This is a genomic window from Acinetobacter sp. ANC 4169, assembly GCF_002135355.1.
GTDB lineage: Bacteria > Pseudomonadota > Gammaproteobacteria > Pseudomonadales > Moraxellaceae > Acinetobacter.
On record NZ_NEGE01000004.1, the window covers coordinates 73,548 to 94,282 of the forward strand.

At 44.0% G+C, this 20,735-nt stretch carries 19 protein-coding genes; 7 read left to right on the forward strand and 12 right to left on the reverse strand.

Annotated elements, in window-relative coordinates:
- Nucleotides 1-92 precede the first annotated feature (92 nt).
- A complete protein-coding gene (locus tag B9T26_RS04350; protein WP_086198543.1) occupies nt 93-899 on the reverse strand; it encodes an SDR family oxidoreductase in 807 nt (268 codons plus the stop codon).
- 35 nt (nt 900-934) lie between these two features.
- On the opposite strand from B9T26_RS04350, the gene recG reads away from it, so the two are divergent.
- Entirely contained in the window at nt 935-2,980 is a 2,046-nt protein-coding gene (gene recG, locus B9T26_RS04355; protein WP_086198544.1) for an ATP-dependent DNA helicase RecG, read from the forward strand.
- 125 nt (nt 2,981-3,105) lie between these two features.
- Nucleotides 3,106-3,738, forward strand: coding sequence for a ComF family protein (locus B9T26_RS04360; RefSeq protein ID WP_086198545.1), 633 nt, complete (start codon nt 3,106-3,108; stop codon nt 3,736-3,738).
- Between the two features lie 93 nt (nt 3,739-3,831).
- Here B9T26_RS04360 and B9T26_RS04365 read toward each other — a convergent pair whose 3' ends face one another.
- Both B9T26_RS04365 and B9T26_RS04370 read right to left on the reverse strand, forming a co-directional pair.
- Nucleotides 3,832-4,242 (reverse strand): NUDIX hydrolase, encoded by a 411-nt coding sequence (locus B9T26_RS04365; RefSeq protein ID WP_086198546.1) that lies wholly within the window; start codon nt 4,240-4,242, stop codon nt 3,832-3,834.
- A 1-nt stretch (nt 4,243) separates the two neighbouring features.
- Complete coding sequence (locus B9T26_RS04370) at nt 4,244-4,837, reverse strand: TIGR00730 family Rossman fold protein (RefSeq protein ID WP_086198547.1); 594 nt, start codon at nt 4,835-4,837, stop codon at nt 4,244-4,246.
- Between the two features lie 149 nt (nt 4,838-4,986).
- Here B9T26_RS04370 and B9T26_RS04375 point away from each other — a divergent pair, with 149 nt between their 5' ends.
- A complete protein-coding gene (locus B9T26_RS04375) occupies nt 4,987-6,000 on the forward strand; it encodes a CorA family divalent cation transporter (protein WP_086198548.1) in 1,014 nt (337 codons plus the stop codon).
- A 114-nt stretch (nt 6,001-6,114) separates the two neighbouring features.
- Here the strand turns inward: B9T26_RS04375 and B9T26_RS04380 are convergent, their stop codons facing one another.
- The 8 genes from B9T26_RS04380 to dxs form a co-directional block, all read right to left on the reverse strand.
- Nucleotides 6,115-6,405, reverse strand: coding sequence for a lipid asymmetry maintenance protein MlaB (locus B9T26_RS04380; RefSeq protein WP_086198549.1), 291 nt, complete (start codon nt 6,403-6,405; stop codon nt 6,115-6,117).
- 16 nt (nt 6,406-6,421) lie between these two features.
- Nucleotides 6,422-7,048, reverse strand: a complete 627-nt coding sequence (locus tag B9T26_RS04385) for a phospholipid-binding protein MlaC (RefSeq protein ID WP_086198550.1) — start codon at nt 7,046-7,048, stop codon at nt 6,422-6,424.
- Between the two features lie 18 nt (nt 7,049-7,066).
- On the reverse strand, nt 7,067-7,735 hold the full coding sequence (locus tag B9T26_RS04390; protein WP_086198551.1) for an outer membrane lipid asymmetry maintenance protein MlaD: 669 nt from the start codon (nt 7,733-7,735) through the stop codon (nt 7,067-7,069).
- Nucleotides 7,735-8,514 carry a lipid asymmetry maintenance ABC transporter permease subunit MlaE gene (mlaE, locus tag B9T26_RS04395; RefSeq protein WP_086198552.1) on the reverse strand — a complete coding sequence of 260 codons (780 nt, stop codon included), beginning with the start codon at nt 8,512-8,514 and terminating at the stop codon, nt 7,735-7,737. Before mlaE ends, B9T26_RS04390 begins: the two co-directional genes overlap by 1 nt.
- Entirely contained in the window at nt 8,511-9,329 is an 819-nt protein-coding gene (locus B9T26_RS04400; protein WP_086198553.1) for an ABC transporter ATP-binding protein, read from the reverse strand. Before B9T26_RS04400 ends, mlaE begins: the two co-directional genes overlap by 4 nt.
- A 386-nt stretch (nt 9,330-9,715) precedes the next feature.
- A complete protein-coding gene (locus B9T26_RS04405; RefSeq protein ID WP_086198554.1) occupies nt 9,716-11,560 on the reverse strand; it encodes a DEAD/DEAH box helicase in 1,845 nt (614 codons plus the stop codon).
- 545 nt (nt 11,561-12,105) lie between these two features.
- Entirely contained in the window at nt 12,106-12,936 is an 831-nt protein-coding gene (locus B9T26_RS04410) for an inositol monophosphatase family protein (protein WP_086198555.1), read from the reverse strand.
- A gap of 115 nt (nt 12,937-13,051) precedes the next feature.
- Complete coding sequence (gene dxs / locus B9T26_RS04415; RefSeq protein ID WP_086198556.1) at nt 13,052-14,959, reverse strand: 1-deoxy-D-xylulose-5-phosphate synthase; 1,908 nt, start codon at nt 14,957-14,959, stop codon at nt 13,052-13,054.
- 308 nt (nt 14,960-15,267) lie between these two features.
- Here dxs and ribA point away from each other — a divergent pair, with 308 nt between their 5' ends.
- Complete coding sequence (gene ribA / locus B9T26_RS04420) at nt 15,268-15,870, forward strand: GTP cyclohydrolase II (protein WP_086198557.1); 603 nt, start codon at nt 15,268-15,270, stop codon at nt 15,868-15,870.
- Between the two features lie 459 nt (nt 15,871-16,329).
- Here ribA and hemN read toward each other — a convergent pair whose 3' ends face one another.
- Nucleotides 16,330-17,694 (reverse strand): oxygen-independent coproporphyrinogen III oxidase, encoded by a 1,365-nt coding sequence (gene hemN, locus B9T26_RS04425; protein WP_086198558.1) that lies wholly within the window; start codon nt 17,692-17,694, stop codon nt 16,330-16,332.
- A 466-nt stretch (nt 17,695-18,160) separates the two neighbouring features.
- Here hemN and hemF point away from each other — a divergent pair, with 466 nt between their 5' ends.
- The 3 genes from hemF to aroE all read left to right on the forward strand — a co-directional run bounded on the left by hemF (nt 18,161) and on the right by aroE (nt 20,549).
- The gene (gene hemF / locus B9T26_RS04430) at nt 18,161-19,105 is read left to right on the forward strand and encodes an oxygen-dependent coproporphyrinogen oxidase (RefSeq protein ID WP_086198559.1); all 945 of its coding nucleotides are present in this window, start codon (nt 18,161-18,163) and stop codon (nt 19,103-19,105) included.
- 289 nt (nt 19,106-19,394) lie between these two features.
- A complete protein-coding gene (locus B9T26_RS04435; protein ID WP_086198560.1) occupies nt 19,395-19,601 on the forward strand; it encodes a hypothetical protein in 207 nt (68 codons plus the stop codon).
- A gap of 159 nt (nt 19,602-19,760) precedes the next feature.
- Complete coding sequence (gene aroE, locus B9T26_RS04440; protein WP_086198561.1) at nt 19,761-20,549, forward strand: shikimate dehydrogenase; 789 nt, start codon at nt 19,761-19,763, stop codon at nt 20,547-20,549.
- The last annotated feature ends 186 nt before the right edge of the window (nt 20,550-20,735 follow it).

The following is a 20,735-nucleotide window of genomic DNA, read 5'->3' on the forward strand; positions in this document are numbered from 1 at the left end:
AGCACAAGTGAGGGCTAGGGAGAGATTGATTAAAAACCCTCTTCCTAACCTCCTACTATAGGGAGGAGGAACTTCAAATATCAGAGTGACACTCACTCTACCTTTAACAATTCTGCATAATCCCCAAAACAATCCTCATGTTCTAACTGAAATCCAGTTTCAGGCATTCGCGTCGCATAAATCCGTTTACCCGTTTCCTTCTGGCTTTCAACAGCCAGTTCAGGCAGATTGAGTTGCCGCTGAAACCACTGAATCACTTCATGTAAAGATACAGGCTGATTATTCGTGACAATATAAGACGGTTCTGGATGTTCCACGTGAAGCAAGTGAGCCAGGAAGCGCGCCAGATCATCAATATGAATCCGGTTGGACCAGTGGATATTGGCATAGGTTTTGGTGCTCTCAGCAAGTTTGATCATTCTCGCGACAGAAGTACCATAAATCCCGGTTGGGCGAATGACAATACATTGCTGGGGAAATGCCTGCTGGTAAAGTTGCTCCATTTTCCAGAGTAACTTGCCCTGCTCATCCACAGGCTGAAGAGCAGTTTCATCATCAACTCGCTCCCCCGCATTTTCACCATAAACACGCGTAGAAGACACCACAATAATTCGTTTTACCGGATGCTGTTTTAAGGCATTTACAATGGGCTGAACCGAATCGACATAGGTCTGCTGATAACCTTGTACCGTGCTTTGTGACGGCGACAATAAAACATAGACCCAATCCACAGGTTCAAGATGCTCTAAATCAAGCTGATGCACATCCTGAATCAGATGAGTCGCGTAAGCATCCGTTTTCGGACTTTGGCTGATTGTGGTAATTTGGTGGCCTTGCTGAAATAATTGTTTGGCAACCCGGGTAGATGTTTTACCATAACCTATAAATAATATATGCATTAAGCACCTGATGATTTAACTCAAGTTGAGGGCGAATGGCTGCAGTCCATCAATTGCAAGGGGTAGGAACTGCCTCTGCTGCATTACTGGAAAAACTGAATATCTTTAGCACAGATGATTTACTGTTTCATCTGCCGCGTGATTATGAAGATCGTAGCACGATCATCCCCATGAACCAATTGGTCGTGGGGCGCAGCTATTTACTGGAGGGAATCGTTAAAGGGGTCGATTTTCCGCCCGGTAAGCGTAAATCCATGGCCGTACAGCTACAGGATGATTTTGGCAAAGTCACCTTGCGTTTTTATCATGTCTATAAAGCCCTAACTGATCGTGCCAAAGTCGGTAATCGCTTGCGTATATTTGGTGAAGTTCGCGTAGGTGCACGTGGTCTGGAACTGTATCATCCTGAAATTCAGCTGATTACTGAACATACCCCTTTACCCAAAACCCAGCTCACTGCAATTTACCCTGCCACTGATGGCCTCACCCAGCCCAAACTGCGTGAATATGTCAAACAGGCACTAAAACAGCACAGCGATGATCTGCCTGAATTATTGCCGGAAAAATTCACCAATGGTTATGCACTGAAACAGGCACTTGAGTATATTCATGAACCGCCACTGAATGCCAATATGCTACAGCTGGCCCAAGGTTCTCATCCGGCCCAGCAGCGGCTGATTTTTGAAGAGCTGGTGGCGCATCAGATCAGTCTGCTCTCACGGCGTGCCTATATCCAGCAGATTGCCGCCCCGTCTTTTAGCCCAAGTAAGAATTTTGCCAAACAGCTTTTGGCCGGCTTGCCCTTTAGCCTGACCGGAGCGCAAAAACGGGTCTCCAAAGAAATTGTGCACGACTTAAAACAGAACAAACCGATGCTGCGTCTGGTTCAGGGCGATGTCGGTGCCGGTAAAACCTTAGTGGCTGGCGTTGCCGCCTGTCATGCGCTGGAAGAAGGCTGGCAAGTGGCGTTAATGGCACCGACAGAAATTCTGGCGGAGCAGCATTATCTGAATTTTAAAAAATGGTTTGAACCTTTAGGCCTAAATGTGTCCTGGCTTTCGGGCAAGCAGAAAGGCAAAGCTCGTGCAGCTGCTGAGCAAAGCATAAAACAAGGCACAGCCAATCTTGTGGTGGGTACTCATGCCCTGTTTCAGGAAAATGTCGAATTCAGCAAACTCGGCCTGGTGATTATTGACGAACAGCATCGCTTTGGGGTCGATCAACGGCTGGCGCTTCGTAATAAAGGTGCCAATAACATGACCCCGCATCAGCTGGTGATGACTGCTACCCCGATTCCACGCACACTGGCGATGTCTGCGTATGGTGATCTGGACACCTCGGTGATTGACGAACTGCCACCGGGCCGTACCCCAATTCAGACCGTCACCATTCCTTTGGATCGCCGCGAAGAAGTGCTTCAGCGCATTACCACCAACTGTGCTGAAGGCAAACAGGCTTACTGGGTCTGTACCCTGGTGGAACAGTCAGAAACTTTAGATGCCCAAGCGGCTGAGGCGACTTATCAGGAAATAAAGGAACGTTTTCCTCAGCTCAACATTGGTCTGGTGCATGGCAAGATGAAAGCGGATGAAAAGCAGGCCGTGATGCAGCAATTTAAAGACAATCAACTACAGCTTTTGATTGCCACCACGGTGATTGAAGTCGGCGTGGATGTACCGAACGCTTCCATCATGGTGATTGAAAATGCCGAACGTCTGGGACTTTCCCAGCTGCATCAGCTACGCGGGCGAGTGGGTCGAGGTGCGACTGCCAGTTTCTGTGCCCTGCTGTATAAGAATCCGCTTTCGCAAAATGGACAGGAACGGCTGCGGATTATGCGCGAAACCAATGACGGTTTTATCATTGCCGAAAAGGATCTGGAAATTCGTGGTCCGGGTGAGTTGCTGGGCACCAAACAAACTGGGGATATGGGCTTTCGGGTGGCCAAGTTAGAACGCGATGATCATTTGCTCAATCAGGCGCATTATGTCGCGCAGCAAATTCTGAAAGACTATCCGGAAAATGCTGAAGCCTTGTTAAAACGCTGGCTCCCGGAAGCACCGCGCTATGCCTATGTGTAAAAAATAATTTAAAATAACGGCTTAAGTCAATTATTGATTATGCCGTGAGCAGCATGGATGCTGCCACTGTTGCACTTAAATACCTGCTGTGCAAAATTAATATTCAATAAAAAGAAGAAAAAAATATGCTCCAATTCATCAACCAACTGCTTCACAAAGGTGTGCAAAGTATTTCCCCTTGCCTGCTCTGCGGAATCGACCGACAGCAACACCATTCAGTCTGTACAGAGTGCTGGCAGAAATTACCGTGGTTTAAAAATGTGGTTCAACGTCAAGAAATGAATATTCAGATCGCCTGTCATTATGACTATCCGATGGATCGCATCATTCAAAAATTCAAATATGAACAACAGCTACATTTTCAGCAATTGCTTGCAGGAACGTTGATTCAACTTCGAATTCCCAAAATTCAGGCCATTGTTCCCATGCCCATTTCCAATCAGCGTCTGATAGAACGTGGCTACAACCAATCTTTGGTCGTTGCAAAGATCTTGGCAAAACACCTGAATATCCCGATCTGGCAACCGGTTGGGCGACTGGCGCAACATTCACAAAAAGGCATGAGCCGCATCGAACGGCTTGACCAGATCGAGCAGCAATTTGTGATTGCAGCACAGCCTAAAATTCGTTACCGCAAAGTGCTGATGCTGGATGATGTGGTCACGACTGGCAGTTCACTGCATGCCTTAAAAACCAAGTTAGACGAATTAGGCTGTCAGCAAATCTATGCCGCCTGTATTGCCAGTGCAGAGCTATAAAACCAAGAAGATATATTCCTAATCCCGATTTTAGCTTGAGCTATGCAGGCATAATAATACAGGGCATATATAGTCAGAAAGTGGGCGTCCTGATCAGGAAATAATGGCTTTGGCTATTAAAAACTGTCTCACCCAAGGCATCACAATTTGCGTGGTCAGTGGTGCAAGTGGCGTACTCTGATCATCCAGACTCACCCACTTCATCTCGGCAATTTCAGCAGCAATTTTTGGTGTACCCGCCAAAGTCACATAATAAACATAGCTGACCAGCTGATGATCCGGCTCGTTAGCGGTTGCCGTTTCAAAGCGACCGACAAATTGCTCAATTGAAGCCTGACAGCCTGTTTCTTCCTGAGTTTCACGCAGCATGGCCATTTCAGATGGCTCACTGGGTTCAAGTTTGCCACCTACCTGCATAAAACAGGCAGTATTCTGCTTACGTACTACCAACAGCTGTTGCTGCTCATTCAAAATAATTGCCGCAGCAACGGTAATCACTTTCATGTTATTTCACCAACTCCGCCTGATCAGTCATACCCCATTTCGGCTGTGGTGCCTGAAAAGCATCAAATTGCTGCAAAATATCTTCAATAGAACCAGAAGCGATTATGCTGTCGGAAAAGCGTGGATGAGTAAAACCTTTCACTGTGGTCAACTGGATAAATTTCAGCAAATCATCATAAAAACCTTCCACATTTAAAAATGCACAGGGCTTTAAATGAATGCCCAACTGTGCCCAGGTCCATTGCTCAAAAATTTCTTCCAATGTTCCTGCACCACCCGGTAGTGCAATAAAAGCATCAGAAAGCTCTGACATTTTGGTCTTGCGCTCATGCATATTCGCAACCACATGCAATTCAGTTAAATGCGGATGAGCCAGCTCACGATCCACCAATACACTCGGAATCACGCCAATCACTTTGCCGCCTGCCTGCAAGGCACTATCTGCAACAATACCCATCAAACCTGAACGACCACCACCATAGACCAGCGTTTTACCTTGCTGGGCAATGGTTTGACCCATTTTTTGCGCAGTGTCTAAAAAAATGGAATCTGTCCCCACTGCAGAGCCGCAAAAAATTGCGATCGATTTCGTCATTTTTTCACCATGTTTTGGAGATGTCATATTAATAAAGTAAATTTTAAGGAGATTTTTTAATAAAAAAGCGATTCAATCAGTGTTTTTATTCAATTCCTTGTCTAAAATACACCCATTGATTAACCTATACTGCGCAGGGAAAAGACAGCATGCTTGAAGCCTTTTACGCCACAGAGCGCGGTAGTTTGGAAGATGCCACCATCAATGGTGGTTTTGATCTCCACCCGGATTTAGTGTGGATTGACTTAATTGCCCCATCACAAGAAGAACAACAATGGGTCTTAGATGCCTATGAGCAAAATTTACCCACGCTAAAATCATTAGAAGACATTTCTTCATCGGCACGATTTTACCGTGATGATGACGGTATTTTACATATCAGCACCTACTTTTTAACGAAAAATAAAAATTTTCAGGTCGATGGCGAAACCGATGACAATTCGAGCATTTTAGCAACCGTACAAACGGTGGCATTTATTCTGCATAAAGAACACCTATTTACCCTGCGTGGTGAAAAGCTGGTCGCCTTCCGAGCTTTCCGTGCCCGTGCCCGTCGTAACGACTATGAAATTGACTATAAAGACCCAACCTGGGTTTTGCTCGGCTTACTGGAAGCCAAACTGGATGAACTTGCGGATATCCTGGAAGATATCCACAAAGACTTGGAAAAATATTCCACAGAAGTGTTGAATAACCGCCATCGTGAACAGATTCTCGATCTGGATGACATGATTACCCGTCTGGCACAATTGGAAGATATGCTCGGAAAGGCACAGTTGTGCTTGATCGATTTACGTCGGGTACTGACTTTCCTGTCACGTCCGCGTGCTTTGGGCAGTCATATTTATGATGCCGATATTCGGGAACTCAGCGAAGACGTTCGATCATTGGTAGAACATGATGCCTTCCTGTTCCAGAAGGTTCGATTCTTGCTCGATACCACCTCCGGGTTCATTAATACCGAACAGAACGATACCATCCGTCGATTCTCGATCTTGCCAAGCATGCTTGCGCCACCGATGCTGGTGGCTAGTGTCTATGGCATGAATACCGATGTGCTGCCATTTGCCCGAGGAGCAACCAGTTTTATTATGGTTGGCATTATTTTAGTGGCCTTCTTTATTGGACCACTGATTTACTTTAGATGGAAGAAATGGATTTGAGCAAGCTTTGAAGCACTGCTTCAAAGCGAAGCGCAAGAAACGCTCCGGATTTAATAAATACCTATTTGCAGACAATAAAAAAGCACCTTGCGGTGCTTATTTATCTTTTAGTGTTCAGGCCATCAATTGCAGGTCATTTTGCAAATGACAGGCTTGAATGATTTTCATCATTTTTTCAGGAACCGCCTTAAACTGTAGACCTTTAGCCTGTGGAGTCTGGCGTAACCAGCGCACCAATACCGCTAAAGCCAAGGTACTGCCTTGTTCTAGCTGTGCCAGATTGACCACCACAGGAAACTGATTCTGCGATTGAATCAGTTTTAAACCTTGCTGGTAATAGGCCTCTGCATTGGCATAATCTATTTTGCCGGAAACCTGCAATTCCTGATGAATGAATTGAATCACTGAACACCCTTCCCGGTTATTTTTTATTTACAGATGCATCTGGTTCGAAGTTCGCAATTGCTTTATCGATATTGCCACCATTACGTTTTACCGTTGCAGCAAACTGATTACGGAACTGTAAACCTAAATCAATACCAGCTACATTGATATTACGTACTTTCCATTGATTGCCTTTATCCACCAACTGGAAAGATACTGGAGTTTTTTCACCTTTGTTGTTGAAATCCAGCGTTACCACAGGGTTTTTGCTATTGGTTTCTTTATATGGACGCAGGCTGTAAGTCTGGTTGGTATATTTGGCAAAAGCTGTACCGTAATTTTCGATTAAAGTTTCACGGAAATTGCGTTCAAACTGGGCACGCTGAGCAGCCGTACTGTACTGATTCGTTGCATAGGTTCCCATCACCAGACGGGTAAAGGCTTGTGAATCAATATAAGGGTCAAGGTTTTGACGCACAATCGCTTTCACTGCAGCAGGATTGTTTTGCAATTTTCCCTGATCCGCTTTTAAACGGGTAACCAGACCATCTGCTACTTTTTTAACAAAAGCCGGTGGAGTTTCAGTCGGTGCTGCAAATGCAGTACTTGCGATCATCGTTGATAAAACACTTACGCTAAGTGTATGTTTAAGTAAAGTATTCACTAAATTCTCCTCTCAAAATTATTCAACAAATGAGGGTTCTGCATCTGTTGGTTCAGTTGATGTTTTTTCTTCTGCCGCCTTAACTGATGATTTGCCTGCACCACCAGTAATAAATTTACTAATTAAATCTTCAAGATCCATTGTACCTTGAGTATTGGCAATGCTTTCACCACGCTTGACATAGTTTAGACCACCACCTGGAACAACTTTCAAATATTTTTCACCCAATAAACCATTGGTTGCGACCATAATATAAGCATCTTCATCGATACTGGTGATGGAGTTCATGTTATCAACAAGTTGCTTTTCCATTTCTTTTTGTTTCGCAGGATCTGCTTCGCTGTATTCTGTGCTATAGCGCAATTCTTCCAAGGCATTAGACTTAACCTTTTTCAACTGTTCTTTATTGAAAGACGTTAACTTGCCATCCAGGTCAAAATGCACCGTTGCCAAACGTGATACCGGATCAAGGGTAATATCGGTCACACGACCAATGGTCACGCCACTCATGGTCACTTTGGCACGCGGTTTCAGGCCGTTCACATTGTCAAAACTTGCCGTCATGCTGTAGCTGTCACGCAGGTTTGTTCCCACCAAGCCACTCACTTTCATGGCCAGGAAAAATAATGCCACCCCAAAAATAATGACAAAAATACCTACGGCCAGCTCACTAGTACGTGATTTCATTAAACACCTCCGAACATGACCGCAGTCAACACGAAATCAAAACCTAAAACACAGAGCGACGAATACACCACTGTACGTGTTGTAGATGTTGCAATCCCTTCTGATGTCGGCACACAAGCATAACCTTGATATACCGCAATCCATGTGCAAATTAATGCAAAAACCAAACTCTTGATGATGGTACCGTTAAAAATGTCTTTATAGAATTGCACGCTACTTTGCATGCCACTCCAGTAAGAGCCTTCATCCACACCTAAAAAATCGACCCCGACCATTTTGCCGCCCAGAATACCAATGGCAGCAAAAACCACGGTGAGCATCGGTAAACTCACAATACCCGCCCATAAACGTGGCGAAACAATGCGTTTAAGTGGATCAACCCCAATCATTTCCATACTGGACAGCTGCTCTGTGGCTTTCATTAAACCAATTTCAGCAGTCAATGCAGAACCGGCACGCCCTGCAAACAATAAAGCCGCAACCACAGGTGCCAGCTCACGCAATAAAGTCAGCGAAACCATGGTTCCCAGCATCGCTTCAGAACCAACATTTACTAAAATGGAATGGCCTTGTAAACCGAGCACTAAACCAATGAACAAACCTGAAACCGAAATGATCAATAATGACATCACCCCGACACGATAGATTTGATAAATAAAACGCTGAAAACCACCTTTGGATGGCATCGATAATAAAATCTGTAGCAACATCAGGGTTGCTACACCTATACCACGTACACGTTCAATAACGCGTCTACCTAATAAGGCAATGGCATTCATGAACGCACCTCATCACTTAAATAAGCTTGATGGCTAAATTGATAATCAACCGGGCCTTCTAGCGCCCCAGTCAGAAATTGACGTACAAAAGGTGAAGCATGATTTTTTAATTGTTCAGGTGAACCCTCACCCTGAATTTTGCCTTCTGCAACAACATAAATGTAGTCAGCAATCGATAATGTCTCTGCCACATCATGCGAAACAATAATGGTGGTTAAATCTAATGCTTCACGCAAGGAACGGATCAAGCGGGTTAAAACCCCCTTTACGATTGGGTCCTGACCTGCAAATGGTTCATCATACATAATCAGCTCTGGATCTAGCGCAATAGCACGTGCTAAGGCCACACGACGGTTCATACCACCTGACAGTTCTGAAGGCATCAGTTGTTCTGCACCACGCAAACCCACCGACTCCAATTTTAAAGCCACAATTTCAGCAATCAAATGTTCGGGTAATTGAGTATGTGCACGCAGTGGAAATGCCACATTTTCATAAGTGGTCATATCGGTAAACAAGGCGCCACTTTGGAAAAGCATGCCCATACGTGCCCGTGTTGCAAACAGCTCAGCACGTGACATGCGCGCAATATCTTTGCCGTCTAACAAAACCTGACCTTGATCCGGAATGAGCTGCCCGCCAATCAGGCGCAGCAAAGTGGTTTTGCCTGTGCCGGAAGGTCCCATAATGGCAGTGATTTGACCACGACGGATGGTTAAATTGACATTGTCATAAATGATACGTTCCCCTCGTTTAAAGCTCAGATTATTAATCTCAATCAGCGATTGAGATTGCGGGGATACTTGATTATTCATAGCTGAGCGTTTTCCTACATTTTTTCAGCATGCATACTATAAAGGATTCGGGTTTAAAATGTTACCTTTAGATAAAAAGCAACCGATTTACCATAATTTTTAATTTTTTAATTGTAGTACAGTTATTTTAACCAACAGAATGTAAGTTATTGAAAAAAATTATAGATATAGTATGCAATATTGCATAGTAATAAAATCAAACCAATATAAGGCATAATCACCTCTTGATTAAAATTCCATACATAATGACGAGATTCATTATTCATATTTAACAGAATAAAAATAAAATATGACTCAGTATACATTTTTATTCAAGAAGGTCAAAGATTAGTCTCATAAAAAAACCGGTGTTTCCACCGGTTTTTTACTATCAAAATCTAACGTTATTAGTCGTTAAATTTACGACGTGGGCGATCTTCACCAAAACTGCGTTTAGGACGATCTTCGCCAAAGTTACGTTGCGGACGGTCGCCAAAATCACGTTGTGGACGGTCACCGAAGCTACGTTGTGGACGGTCACCATTGAATTCGCGACGTGGACGATCTGCACCTTCACGAGCTGGTTTATAGTCTACGCGGTTACCACGGTTGTCATCGTTAGAACGCGGTTTGTCACCAAAGCTGCGTTGCGGACGATCACCATAACCACCTTCACGACGTGGAGCTGGACGATCACCGAAATCACGTTTTGGACGATCATCGAAAGAACGTTGTGGACGGTCGCCATAACCACCTTCACGACGTGGAGCTGGACGATCACCGAAATCACGTTTAGGACGGTCATCAAAAGAGCGTTGTGGACGGTCGCCATAACCACCTTCACGACGTTGTGGACGATCACCGAAGTCACGACGTGGACGATCTTCGCCACCGAATGCAGGACGTTCACCACGTGGTTTGTCATCATAGCTACGACGTGGACGATCATCACCGCCTTCACGACGTTTGAAGTTGCTTTCGCCTTCAAAACGACGACCACCGCCGAAACCACGACCGCCATCACGACGACCGCCGTCACGACCGCGACCACGGCCAGCACCATCACGGCTACCGCGTGCAGGAGGTGGAGATGGCTCAAGACCTTCAATTTCAGATACGTTTAAACGCGCTTCCAAGAAGTCTTCTAAAGCACGGATCTTGCCGCGTTCACGGTAAGTAGCAAGTGTAATTGCTTTACCAGTACGACCAGCACGACCTGTACGACCGATACGGTGTACATAGTCTTCGTTCTTCATCGGAAGACCGAAGTTAATTACGTGTGAAATTGTTGGTACGTCAAGACCACGTGCTGCAACGTCAGTTGCAACTAGGATTTTTGCACGACCTTCACGGATGCTGCGTAAACGACGGTTACGAACAGTTTGTGGCATAGCACCATGAAGCGCTACAACTGATAAACCTGCTTCAGCAAGTTCTTCAGCCAACATATCTGTGTCTTCTTGAGTTGACGCAAATACTACTGCTTGATCAACGTCTTCTTCGTTTAACCAGTGAGTAAGTAATTTTTTCTTGTGCTCAAAGCCATCAGTCCAGTGCAAAGTCTGAGTGATGTCAGTGTTTGTAGAGTGACCAGTTTCGATCGAGATACGCATTGGATCATTCATCATGCGTTCAGCAAGCGTAATGATACGTGGTGCAAAAGTCGCAGAGAACATCAAAGTTTGCTTGCGGTTTGCAGCCAAGTCACCAATTGCTTCTAGGTCTTCAGAGAAACCCAGGTCAAGCATACGGTCAGCTTCATCGACAATTAATGAATCAACTTTATCAAGTTTGATTTGACGACGGTTAACCAAGTCAAGTAAACGACCTGGAGTCGCAACAACCACTTGTGCGCCTTTTAACTGCTGGATTTGTTTACCAAATGGCATACCACCCATGATCGCAGCAACACGAACACCTTTCATATGACGAACGAATGCAATCGCATCTTGACATACTTGTTGTGCTAACTCACGAGTCGGAGAAATCACTAAAATTGATGGTTGAGTAACCGCTTTCATACGCTCTTTAAACGGTACGAAAGTTTCTTGATTTGCAAGCGCATTCAAAGTTGGAAGCAAGAATGCAGCAGTTTTACCAGAACCCGTTTGGCTTGATACTAAAAGGTCTTTACCTTCAAGTGCAGCAGGAATCGCTTGTTCTTGTACAGGAGTTGGCGTAGTAAAGCCTAAACCTTCAAGAGCCTGTGTTAATGACTCATCGAGGGAAAAATCAGCAAAAGTTTTGCTCATAGAGAGTATTCACCCTGAAGTGGGTGCTCCATTTAATAAATTACAATATGGACATCGGCAAAAAGCGGCACAGCAATTAGAGCTGAAAAATATAAGAATTCAGCAGCGATCCGAATAACGACGATGTGGATATAACGCACGCATGATTACGGCCGCAAACCTGAAGGAATCGCTTAAGCGATTGGGGCGCGAAGGATATGTCCTCTCTATGGACAGGACGCGCATACAATGATTAGAAGATAATGTTCAGGTAAAGAACGGAAATTTAAGTGCGTGGCGGCATAATAACAGAATCATTTTAAAAAGTAATCATTTTTTTCGATCGAATTATGCATAGATACTGTTTTTTTCAGTAACAGCCTATTTTACAACTCAATTTTGTTTAATTTTCAAACAATCCATATTGTAACCTTTTTGTACTCAATAAAAACACCTTCAAAGCTTGAGCAACTGGCCTTTGCAGTAAATCCTCGATTTCATTCAACAATAAAAAAAGCCCTCACAAGGAGAGCTTTTCTTTGTCATATCACTCGATTCAATCGATCTTACTTGGCTGCTTCACCCCAAGCTGGAACAACAGCTTGCATTAAAGGTTTGAGCATTTTCATAGAGCAAGCAAGTACTTGACCATTTTCCATAGAATCGGCACCACCACGTGCATCCACTACAGTACCACCCGCTTCTTTCACGATTAACTCGCCTGCAGCGATATCCCATGGCTTCAAACCAAGTTCAAAATAACCATCTAAACGACCTGCAGCAACATACGCCAAATCAAGCGCAGCTGAGCCTGAACGACGGTATTGAGCACCCGCTTCAGTGACATTTAAAAGTGATTCGAAATGATTTTTTGCATAAGATACAACTTCGCCGCCACGCTTCGCACGGTAAGCATGACCAACACCCATAAAGGTATTGCTTAAGCTGTCTTTAACATTTACGCGAATACGGCGTTGGTTCAACATTGCACCGCGACCGCGGCTTGCAGAGAATAACTCGTCTTTCACAGGATCATAGATCACACCGTGTTGAGTTACGCCCTTGTGTTGAACAGCAATAGAGATACAGAAATGTGGGAAACCGTTGATAAAGTTTAATGTACCGTCAAGTGGGTCAATGATCCAACACCAATCAGCGTCGTGACCTTTACCTTCTTGCAGACCGAACTCTTCACCAAGGAAGCTGTGGTTTTTATAGCTTTTACGTAGAGTATCGATAGTCAACTGTTCCAAATAACGGTCTACACGCGTTACTGGACCATCAATCCCTTTTTCTTCGACTTGTAGATCGAGTTTATGACGATTCTGATGCGCTTTTAAAAGCTCTTGACCAACTAATTGAGCCGCACGCGCAGCCATCACCACCATAGGTTCCATTGAACACCCACTACAAATTTGAAGATACTGATAAAGAATAATGCATAAAAGCCCTCAGATTTTAGCAAATATGAGGGCTTTTAGGGAAAAAATGTTTCTAAAATTTTTAAATGCTTCAGGATACCGACTGCACAAGCTTTAGCCAGGCCAATTCAACTGATTTTTCAATCCCTTTGGCATCTAGTCCGGCCTGTTGCAACATCTGTGCATGTGAAGCCTGATGCATAAAGGTATCTGCCAGACCCAAATTCAATATAGGTTTAACAATTTGCGCCTGAGCTAAATACTCATTCACTGCACTGCCTGCCCCGGCCATCACGGCATGTTCTTCCACAGTCACAAACAGGCTGGTGGTTGCAGCCAGTTGATCAATGATCTGTTCATCCAGAGGTTTAACAAAGCGCATGTTTACGACACGCACACCAACATCATGACTGTCTGCCAAGACTTGTGCCGCTTCTACTGCCGCACTGACACGACTACCGAATGCCAGAATACTGATCTGTTCATCTTGCTGTTCATTAAAACTGGCCACAATTTCTGCTTTACCAATGTCTAGAGCAGTCAATTGTTGCTGAATTTCAACACCGACTCCATTACCACGCGGATAACGTACTGCTGCAGGTCCCTTATATAAATAAGCGGTATGCAACATTTGACGACATTCATTTTCATCTTTAGGCGCCATGATCACCATATTCGGTACAGTACGCATAAAGGCATAGTCATAGGCACCGGCATGGGTCGGTCCATCTTCACCGACCAGCCCTGCACGGTCGATACCGAAAGTGACATCCAGATTTTGTAAGGCTACATCATGAATCAGCTGGTCATAACCGCGTTGCAGGAAGGTCGAATAAATCGCCACGACCGGTTTTAAACCTTCACAGGCCATACCGGCAGCCAAGGTTACCGCATGCTGCTCGGCAATCGCCACATCAAAAAAGCGTTCAGGAAACTGTTTGGCAAACTGCACCATGCCTGAACCTTCACACATGGCCGGTGTAATGGCCAGCAGACGCTGATCTTGAGCCGCTTCATCGCATAGCCACTGTCCAAACACATCGGAATATTTTGGTGCTGCATTACTTGAAGATGTAGCATTTAATTTACTGATGGCATGGTACTTAATCTGGTCGGCTTCAGCCGGAGCAAAGCCCTTGCCTTTTTTGGTATAGACATGAATTAAACGTGGGCCTTTACGTTTTTTTAAGGCATCAAAGACCTGCACCAGCTGATTGACATCATGCCCGTCGAACGGACCAAAATAGTCAAAACCAATGGCTTTAAACAGGTTGTCCGCAGCTTCAGTAGCAGCACAGTGCAAACGTGAATTGTAAGTCCATTCCGGATGCGGCTGGATATAGGCTTCGCCCTCATCAGTAATATTCACTGATTCACCGCGTTCCCAAATGGCAGCCAGATGTTTGGCAAAACCGCCGGTACTGCATGAAATGGACATGTCATTGTCATTCAGCACCACCATAAGGTCTGCTTGATGGGCAACGGCATCATTCATGGCTTCGAAGGCCATGCCGGCGGTCATTGCGCCATCACCAATAATGGACACCACTTCACACGGATCTTTCTGGTAACGGCGTGCCAGTGACATGCCCAAGCCCGCAGAAATTGCAGTAGAAGAATGACCGACACCAAAGGTATCGAACACCGATTCTTCACGTGCAGGAAAGGCCGCCAGACCGTCTTTGGCACGAATGGTGGTCAGTTGTTCACGGCGACCGGTTAAGGCTTTATGCGGATAGGCCTGATGACCGACATCCCAAATCAGGCGATCATGCGGGGTATTAAAACTATAGTGCAAAGCAACGGTCAGTTCGATTACACCCAGATTGGCACCGAAATGGCCACCGCTCTGTCCTGCCGCATACAAAATGTACTGACGTAACTCATCCGCCACTTGTTCTAATTGGCTGCGCTCGAGCAATCGTAATTGTTGAGGATGATCAATTGCATCCAGCAACGGCGTTACAGGGCGGTGAGTCGGTATTTCTGTATACAACATAAATGGCAAAGCCTTCTAAAGCCTGGCAAATCCTAAGCTAGGTAAACGGGTTATCGAGCACAATGGTCGAATTGTATCACCTTTAAATCAGCCACATTTCTAGCGATGCAGTTTAGAGGCAAATCTCTATACTGGGTGTTTGTTCATGAGCGAGATTATCCTGAATAATCTTACTATTTATCAACCATTATCGTTCTCTTTATACAAAAAAGAAAATCTTCTGCATAAATTCATCTTTACAATTCAACTAATGTCCAAGCATTCAGCTATACTTTAGCCAATTAATGAACTATTTAACGAGTTAAGCAGTGCCTATAGAGTTTGTCGCGACTTCAAGATTACCAACCGCTTTTGGTGAATTTAAAATCACGGTATTTCAAGACCCTAACACAGGTGAAGAACATGTAGCTCTTTCTAAAGGCTTAGATACTCCCCCGACTGAACCGGTATTAGTGCGGATTCATTCTGAATGTTTAACTGGTGATGCCTTTGCTTCACTCAAATGCGATTGCGGTCCACAGCTTCAAGCCACACAAAAATTAATCAATGAAGTCGGTCAAGGCGTGATTCTGTATTTGCGTCAGGAAGGCCGCGGCATTGGGCTGACCAACAAAATTCGTGCCTATGCCTTGCAGGATCAGGGACACGATACGGTCGATGCCAATTTAATGCTGAACTTGCCAGCAGATGCACGAAGCTATGACATGTGTACCATCATGCTCGACCATTTACAGGTCAAACAGGTAAAACTGATTACCAATAATCCTTCCAAGATTGAGGCGCTACAAGAGCTGGGTATTGATGTGGTTGATCGTGTGCCGCTGACTGTCGGCTTAAATCCGTTTAATGCCCAGTATTTAAAAACCAAGCATGAACGCATGGCGCATATGTATAAGAAAGGCGATTTTTAAATCCTACTTATTTTATAAATCTCCCCTCTTGCGTAACTGTGTTACTCATCTTTAAAAAAGAGGGGAAAAAGTCACTGCTGTCCCATAATTTGAATTTTATTTCAGTATCGAATCAATATGATGATATTTTAAATTTAAGTATTTGGTATTTAATTTTTCACAGCCTTGTCTTTTCTTTAAAAGTTGAAGTGACTTTGTGTAGGCTAAACCCTACTTTTGACAGACCAAAAGTAGGCAAAAGTCTTTATTCCCCATACACGACATCCTGAGCCAGTTTTAAGCACTGCTTTAAAACGCAGCGCAAGGATGGGGAATGTGTGGCATCCTTGCCACACTCACAAATCTAACACCTGGGATTCAACTATGGGATAGCAGTGGGGAAAAGCCTCACTGAGCGAGACTTAAGCATTGCTTTAAGTCAAAGCGCAACAAAGGGAGGTTTGGAGGCATTAAATAAGATTAAATCGTCATCGAAAAAATACGGTTTTCAGGCACTTTACGCTTGAGCCGTAAATCAAAAGCCATACAAATGTTACGAACAAAAGGCTTGCCCTGTTCAGTCACGGTAATGCCCTGTTTATCAATTTGTAATAATTGATCCTGCTGCATTTCTGCAAGTTGCAGCAAAACCTCAGGCAATTCAGGAAATTGCATCGCTTCCGATTGCCAGGACGTGCTGAATGTACACATCAAATTCAAGATATGTTTGCGGATAATCAGGTCTTCCGTACTCAGCACATGACCTTTAACCACTGGAATTTCAGCCAGCTCTAAACGCGCGTAATAATCTTCCAGTTTTTTTTCATTTTGCGCAAAGCTGTACCAGCTGTCGCTAATCGAAGAAATCCCCAGGCCAATCATCACTTGGGTTTTGGATGCGGTATAGCCCATAAAGTTGCGATGTAAAGTACCCTGCTTAAAGGATTGGTACATGCCGTCTTTTTCTAAAGCAAAATGATCCATGCCAATTTCATGATAGCCGTGCTTTAAAAGCTGCTTTTTGCCTTCTTCATAGCACTGGCGTTTCAATTCATCTTTCGGTACATCGGCATCTTTAAAGCCGCGTTGTCCATTACCCTTAATCCACGGCACATGCGCATAGCTATAAAATGCCAAACGGTCTGGCATTAAACTCTTGGTTTGATCAATGGTATTCAGCACATCGTGCAGATTTTGAAATGGCAATCCAAAAACCAGATCATGGGAAATGGAGCTATAACCTATTTCGCGCGCCCACTCAGTCACGCGCTGTACATGTTCAAACGGTTGAATCCGGTGGATGGCTTTTTGTACATTTTCATTGTAGTCCTGCACCCCATAGCTGACCCGACGAAATCCCAGATCATACAAGGCTTGCAAATGTTCACGGGTGGTATTGTTCGGGTGACCTTCAAAACTGAATTCATGCTCGGTAGCTACCTCTGCCTTTGCCAGAATGCCCCGAATTAGCTGTTGCAAATGCTCAACCGAAAAGAAGGTCGGTGTACCGCCACCCAAATGAATTTCTTTAATTTTCGGCGTTGTTGCCAGTAGCTGGCAATACAAGTCCCATTCCTTGAGCACCGCCTGAATATAAGGCTGTTCCATCTCATGCTTTTTGGTCACTTTTTTATGACAGCCGCAGAAAGTACACAGGCTTTCACAGAAAGGCAGATGGATATACAGACTGATGCCTTCACTTGGGTTGGATTCATCAAAGGAACGCTTTAAAGTTTGCTTCCACAGATCAGGTGAAAATGGCTCGGCTTCCCAGTACGGCACCGTTGGATAACTGGTATAACGAGGTCCGGGTACATTATATTTCTGAATTAAAGAACACGTCATCTTTGCTATCCACTCTCTACTGCAACAGCCGGTTATACTTATAACCGAACCCATATTTTGCATCACATATTCAACTCATTTTGCTGGGCTTGATCATAGAATTCAACCTAGTGATCTAGTCGGAATTCAGCACTTAAATCAGAAGTTAATCCATGATAAGTAGAAATGTCTTTCTACCTTTTAAAGACCTGATAGTGCCATAGCATTAGGCGACATGGATGTCGCCTTTAGACCAGAATGTACCTTTTGTCTAACAAAGGAGTCTAATTACCTTACGGAGCAATGCTCCTCATCCGTCAAAGCAACCAATGCCTACGCAGATAAATTTAAACTTCATACAGAAGTCAGGGGCTGTGCTTTCAATCTAAACCAGTTCAAATGGTATTGAGCTGCAAAAATCCTTAATCTTTTATGCAATTTATGTTTTGATGTGATGAGTTCTTTAATAATCCCCATGAGCGTTCTGATGCAACATCCGACTTCTAATGATATTCAACGTGTGCATGATTTTTTAGTCGATTTACAAGCGCGTATTTGTGCTGCCCTAGAGCAACAAGAACTAGCCGGCGGTGGCACGGCTAAATTTGAAATTGATGATTGGCAGCGCCCTGAAGGCGGTGGCGGTCGTTCACGGGTCTTGCAAAACGGCAGCGTGATTGAAAAAGGCGGTGTAATGTTCTCTCACATCAACATTTCCAAACTTCCGGCTTCTGCCACAGAGCGTCATCCACAAATTGCCGGAGCCAAAGCCCAGGCCATGGGAGTGTCTTTAGTCATTCACCCGAACAACCCTAATGTACCCACTTCGCATGCCAACGTACGTTTATTTGTGGCTGAAAAAGAAGGTCAGGATCCGGTATGGTGGTTTGGTGGCGGTTTCGACTTAACCCCCTTTTACCCGGATGATGCCGATGTTCTGGCTTGGCACCAAAAAGCCCATGATCTGTGCGCGCCATTTGGCGATACGGTCTATGCGGAACACAAAAAATGGTGTGATGACTATTTCTATTTAAAGCATCGTGACGAACAACGCGGTGTAGGTGGGTTGTTCTTTGATGACTTGAACCAATGGGATTTTGAAACCTGCTTTAAGTATATGCAGGCCGTCGGCAATGGTTATCTGGAAGCGATCCTTCCTATCTTTAAACGTAATCAGGATAAACCTTATACCGAAGCACAACGCGACTTTCAGCTTTACCGTCGTGGTCGTTATGTAGAATATAACCTGGTCTACGACCGAGGCACTTTATTTGGTCTACAAACAGGTGGCCGGATTGAATCCATTTTAGTCAGTATGCCACCGCTTGCTGCCTGGTCGTATCGTCCCGAGTGGGAAGAAAATTCGCCTGAAAAACGTTTAACCGACTATTATTTAAAACCGCACGACTGGTTGAGCGAACTTAAAAAATAAATTAAAAGTTTCTATCCCTTTTTCTGAGCAGAAAGAGGGATTTTTCTATTGAAATAAATTTTAAAATCTAATCAACACCTCAACTATTTAAACAATTAAAATCAACATTTTAATTTAATTTAAATACTTAACCATGCCATTAATACAAGAAAAACTGACATATTTCCTTACAGCACTAGACTCTAGTGTTTCATAAAAATCGTTTAGACTGAATCATTCAATTCACCATCATCGCAAATATGCACAGCATGCACAAATACAATAATTCATGCTGAAGGAAGATAAAACTATGCTTAATATGATTCTAAATCACAAGGTCATTCTATTTTGGTCGATTGTAACCCTGATGGTCTGCTCGATCAGCATTACCTTGCTTTCACACAACACCCTTGCCGATAGCTTATCCATTAGCTTTACCGTGTTTGCAAGTTTTGCCTTGTTTTTTACTGCTGCCATGTGGCTTGAAGATCGGGTGCACGAAATTTGTAATCCTTAACAGTATTTAAATTTAAAGTCTGTCCTGATTCACTTGAGCAATTAAACCCAAAAGATTTTAGCTCCTCCTGCTGTTTTTAACTTTCCTGGTGGTGCTGGCTTTAGCCTGAGGGAAAAATCACGTATATTGAATGCCATTTCCGCATACGGACCTTGTGAAATGAGCAAAAAATTCGCAGTGGTTGGCAATCCAATCGAACAATCACGCTCTCCAGAACTGCATCATGCCTTTGCAGAAAAAACCGGTATCGATCTTGTCTATAGCAAACGCCTGGCTCCCCTGGATGGCTTTGAAGCCAATATCCAGGATTTTTTTGCTCAGGGCGGTCTAGGCATGAACGTAACTGTGCCCTTCAAAGAGCAAGCTTTTGCAGCATGTGCGGTATTAACAGAGCGTGCCAAAATTGCCAAAGCCGTGAATACCTTGTGGATGCAAGATGGCAAGCTGTATGGCGACAATACCGATGGTCAAGGTTTGGTCGATGCCATCAAGGCCTTAGACTGGAAACTTGAAGATACCGAATTGCTGATTATTGGTGCGGGCGGTGCAACCCGCGGGGTAATCTATCCTCTGGTACAGGCAGGTGCGAAAAAAATCGTGATTGCCAACCGGACTTTAGCACGCGCAGAACAGTTGGTAGCCGATTTACAACAAGCAGTTCCTCAAGCAAGTCTGGCAGCCATTTCATTGCAAGATCTGGCCGGTGATTTTGACATTGTCATTAATGCCACTTCAGCAAGTTTGACCGGTGACGCTCTGGTTTTACCTGAAAGCCTTCAATTTAAGCATGCCTATGAAATGGCTTATGGCAAAGCTTCCAGCTTTTTAGATCAAGCCAAAGCACGCGGTGTTCCCACTTCAGAAGGTTATGGCATGCTGGTTGGACAAGCGATCGAATCTTTCTCGATTTGGAACGGGGTCAAGCCTGAGCTGAAAGATTTTCTTTAATAAATGGTATTAATAAAATAATTGAAAAGAAGTAAGCCTCTGCTTCTTTTCAGTTTTTATCAGCATACCTGGTTTTCAATTGGATTTTATGACATTCATATTCTTTTATAAATATTCCTTATTATAAGAATAAAAATTCGTTATCTTTATTTATAAACTACTAATAACATGATCATTTAATTATAT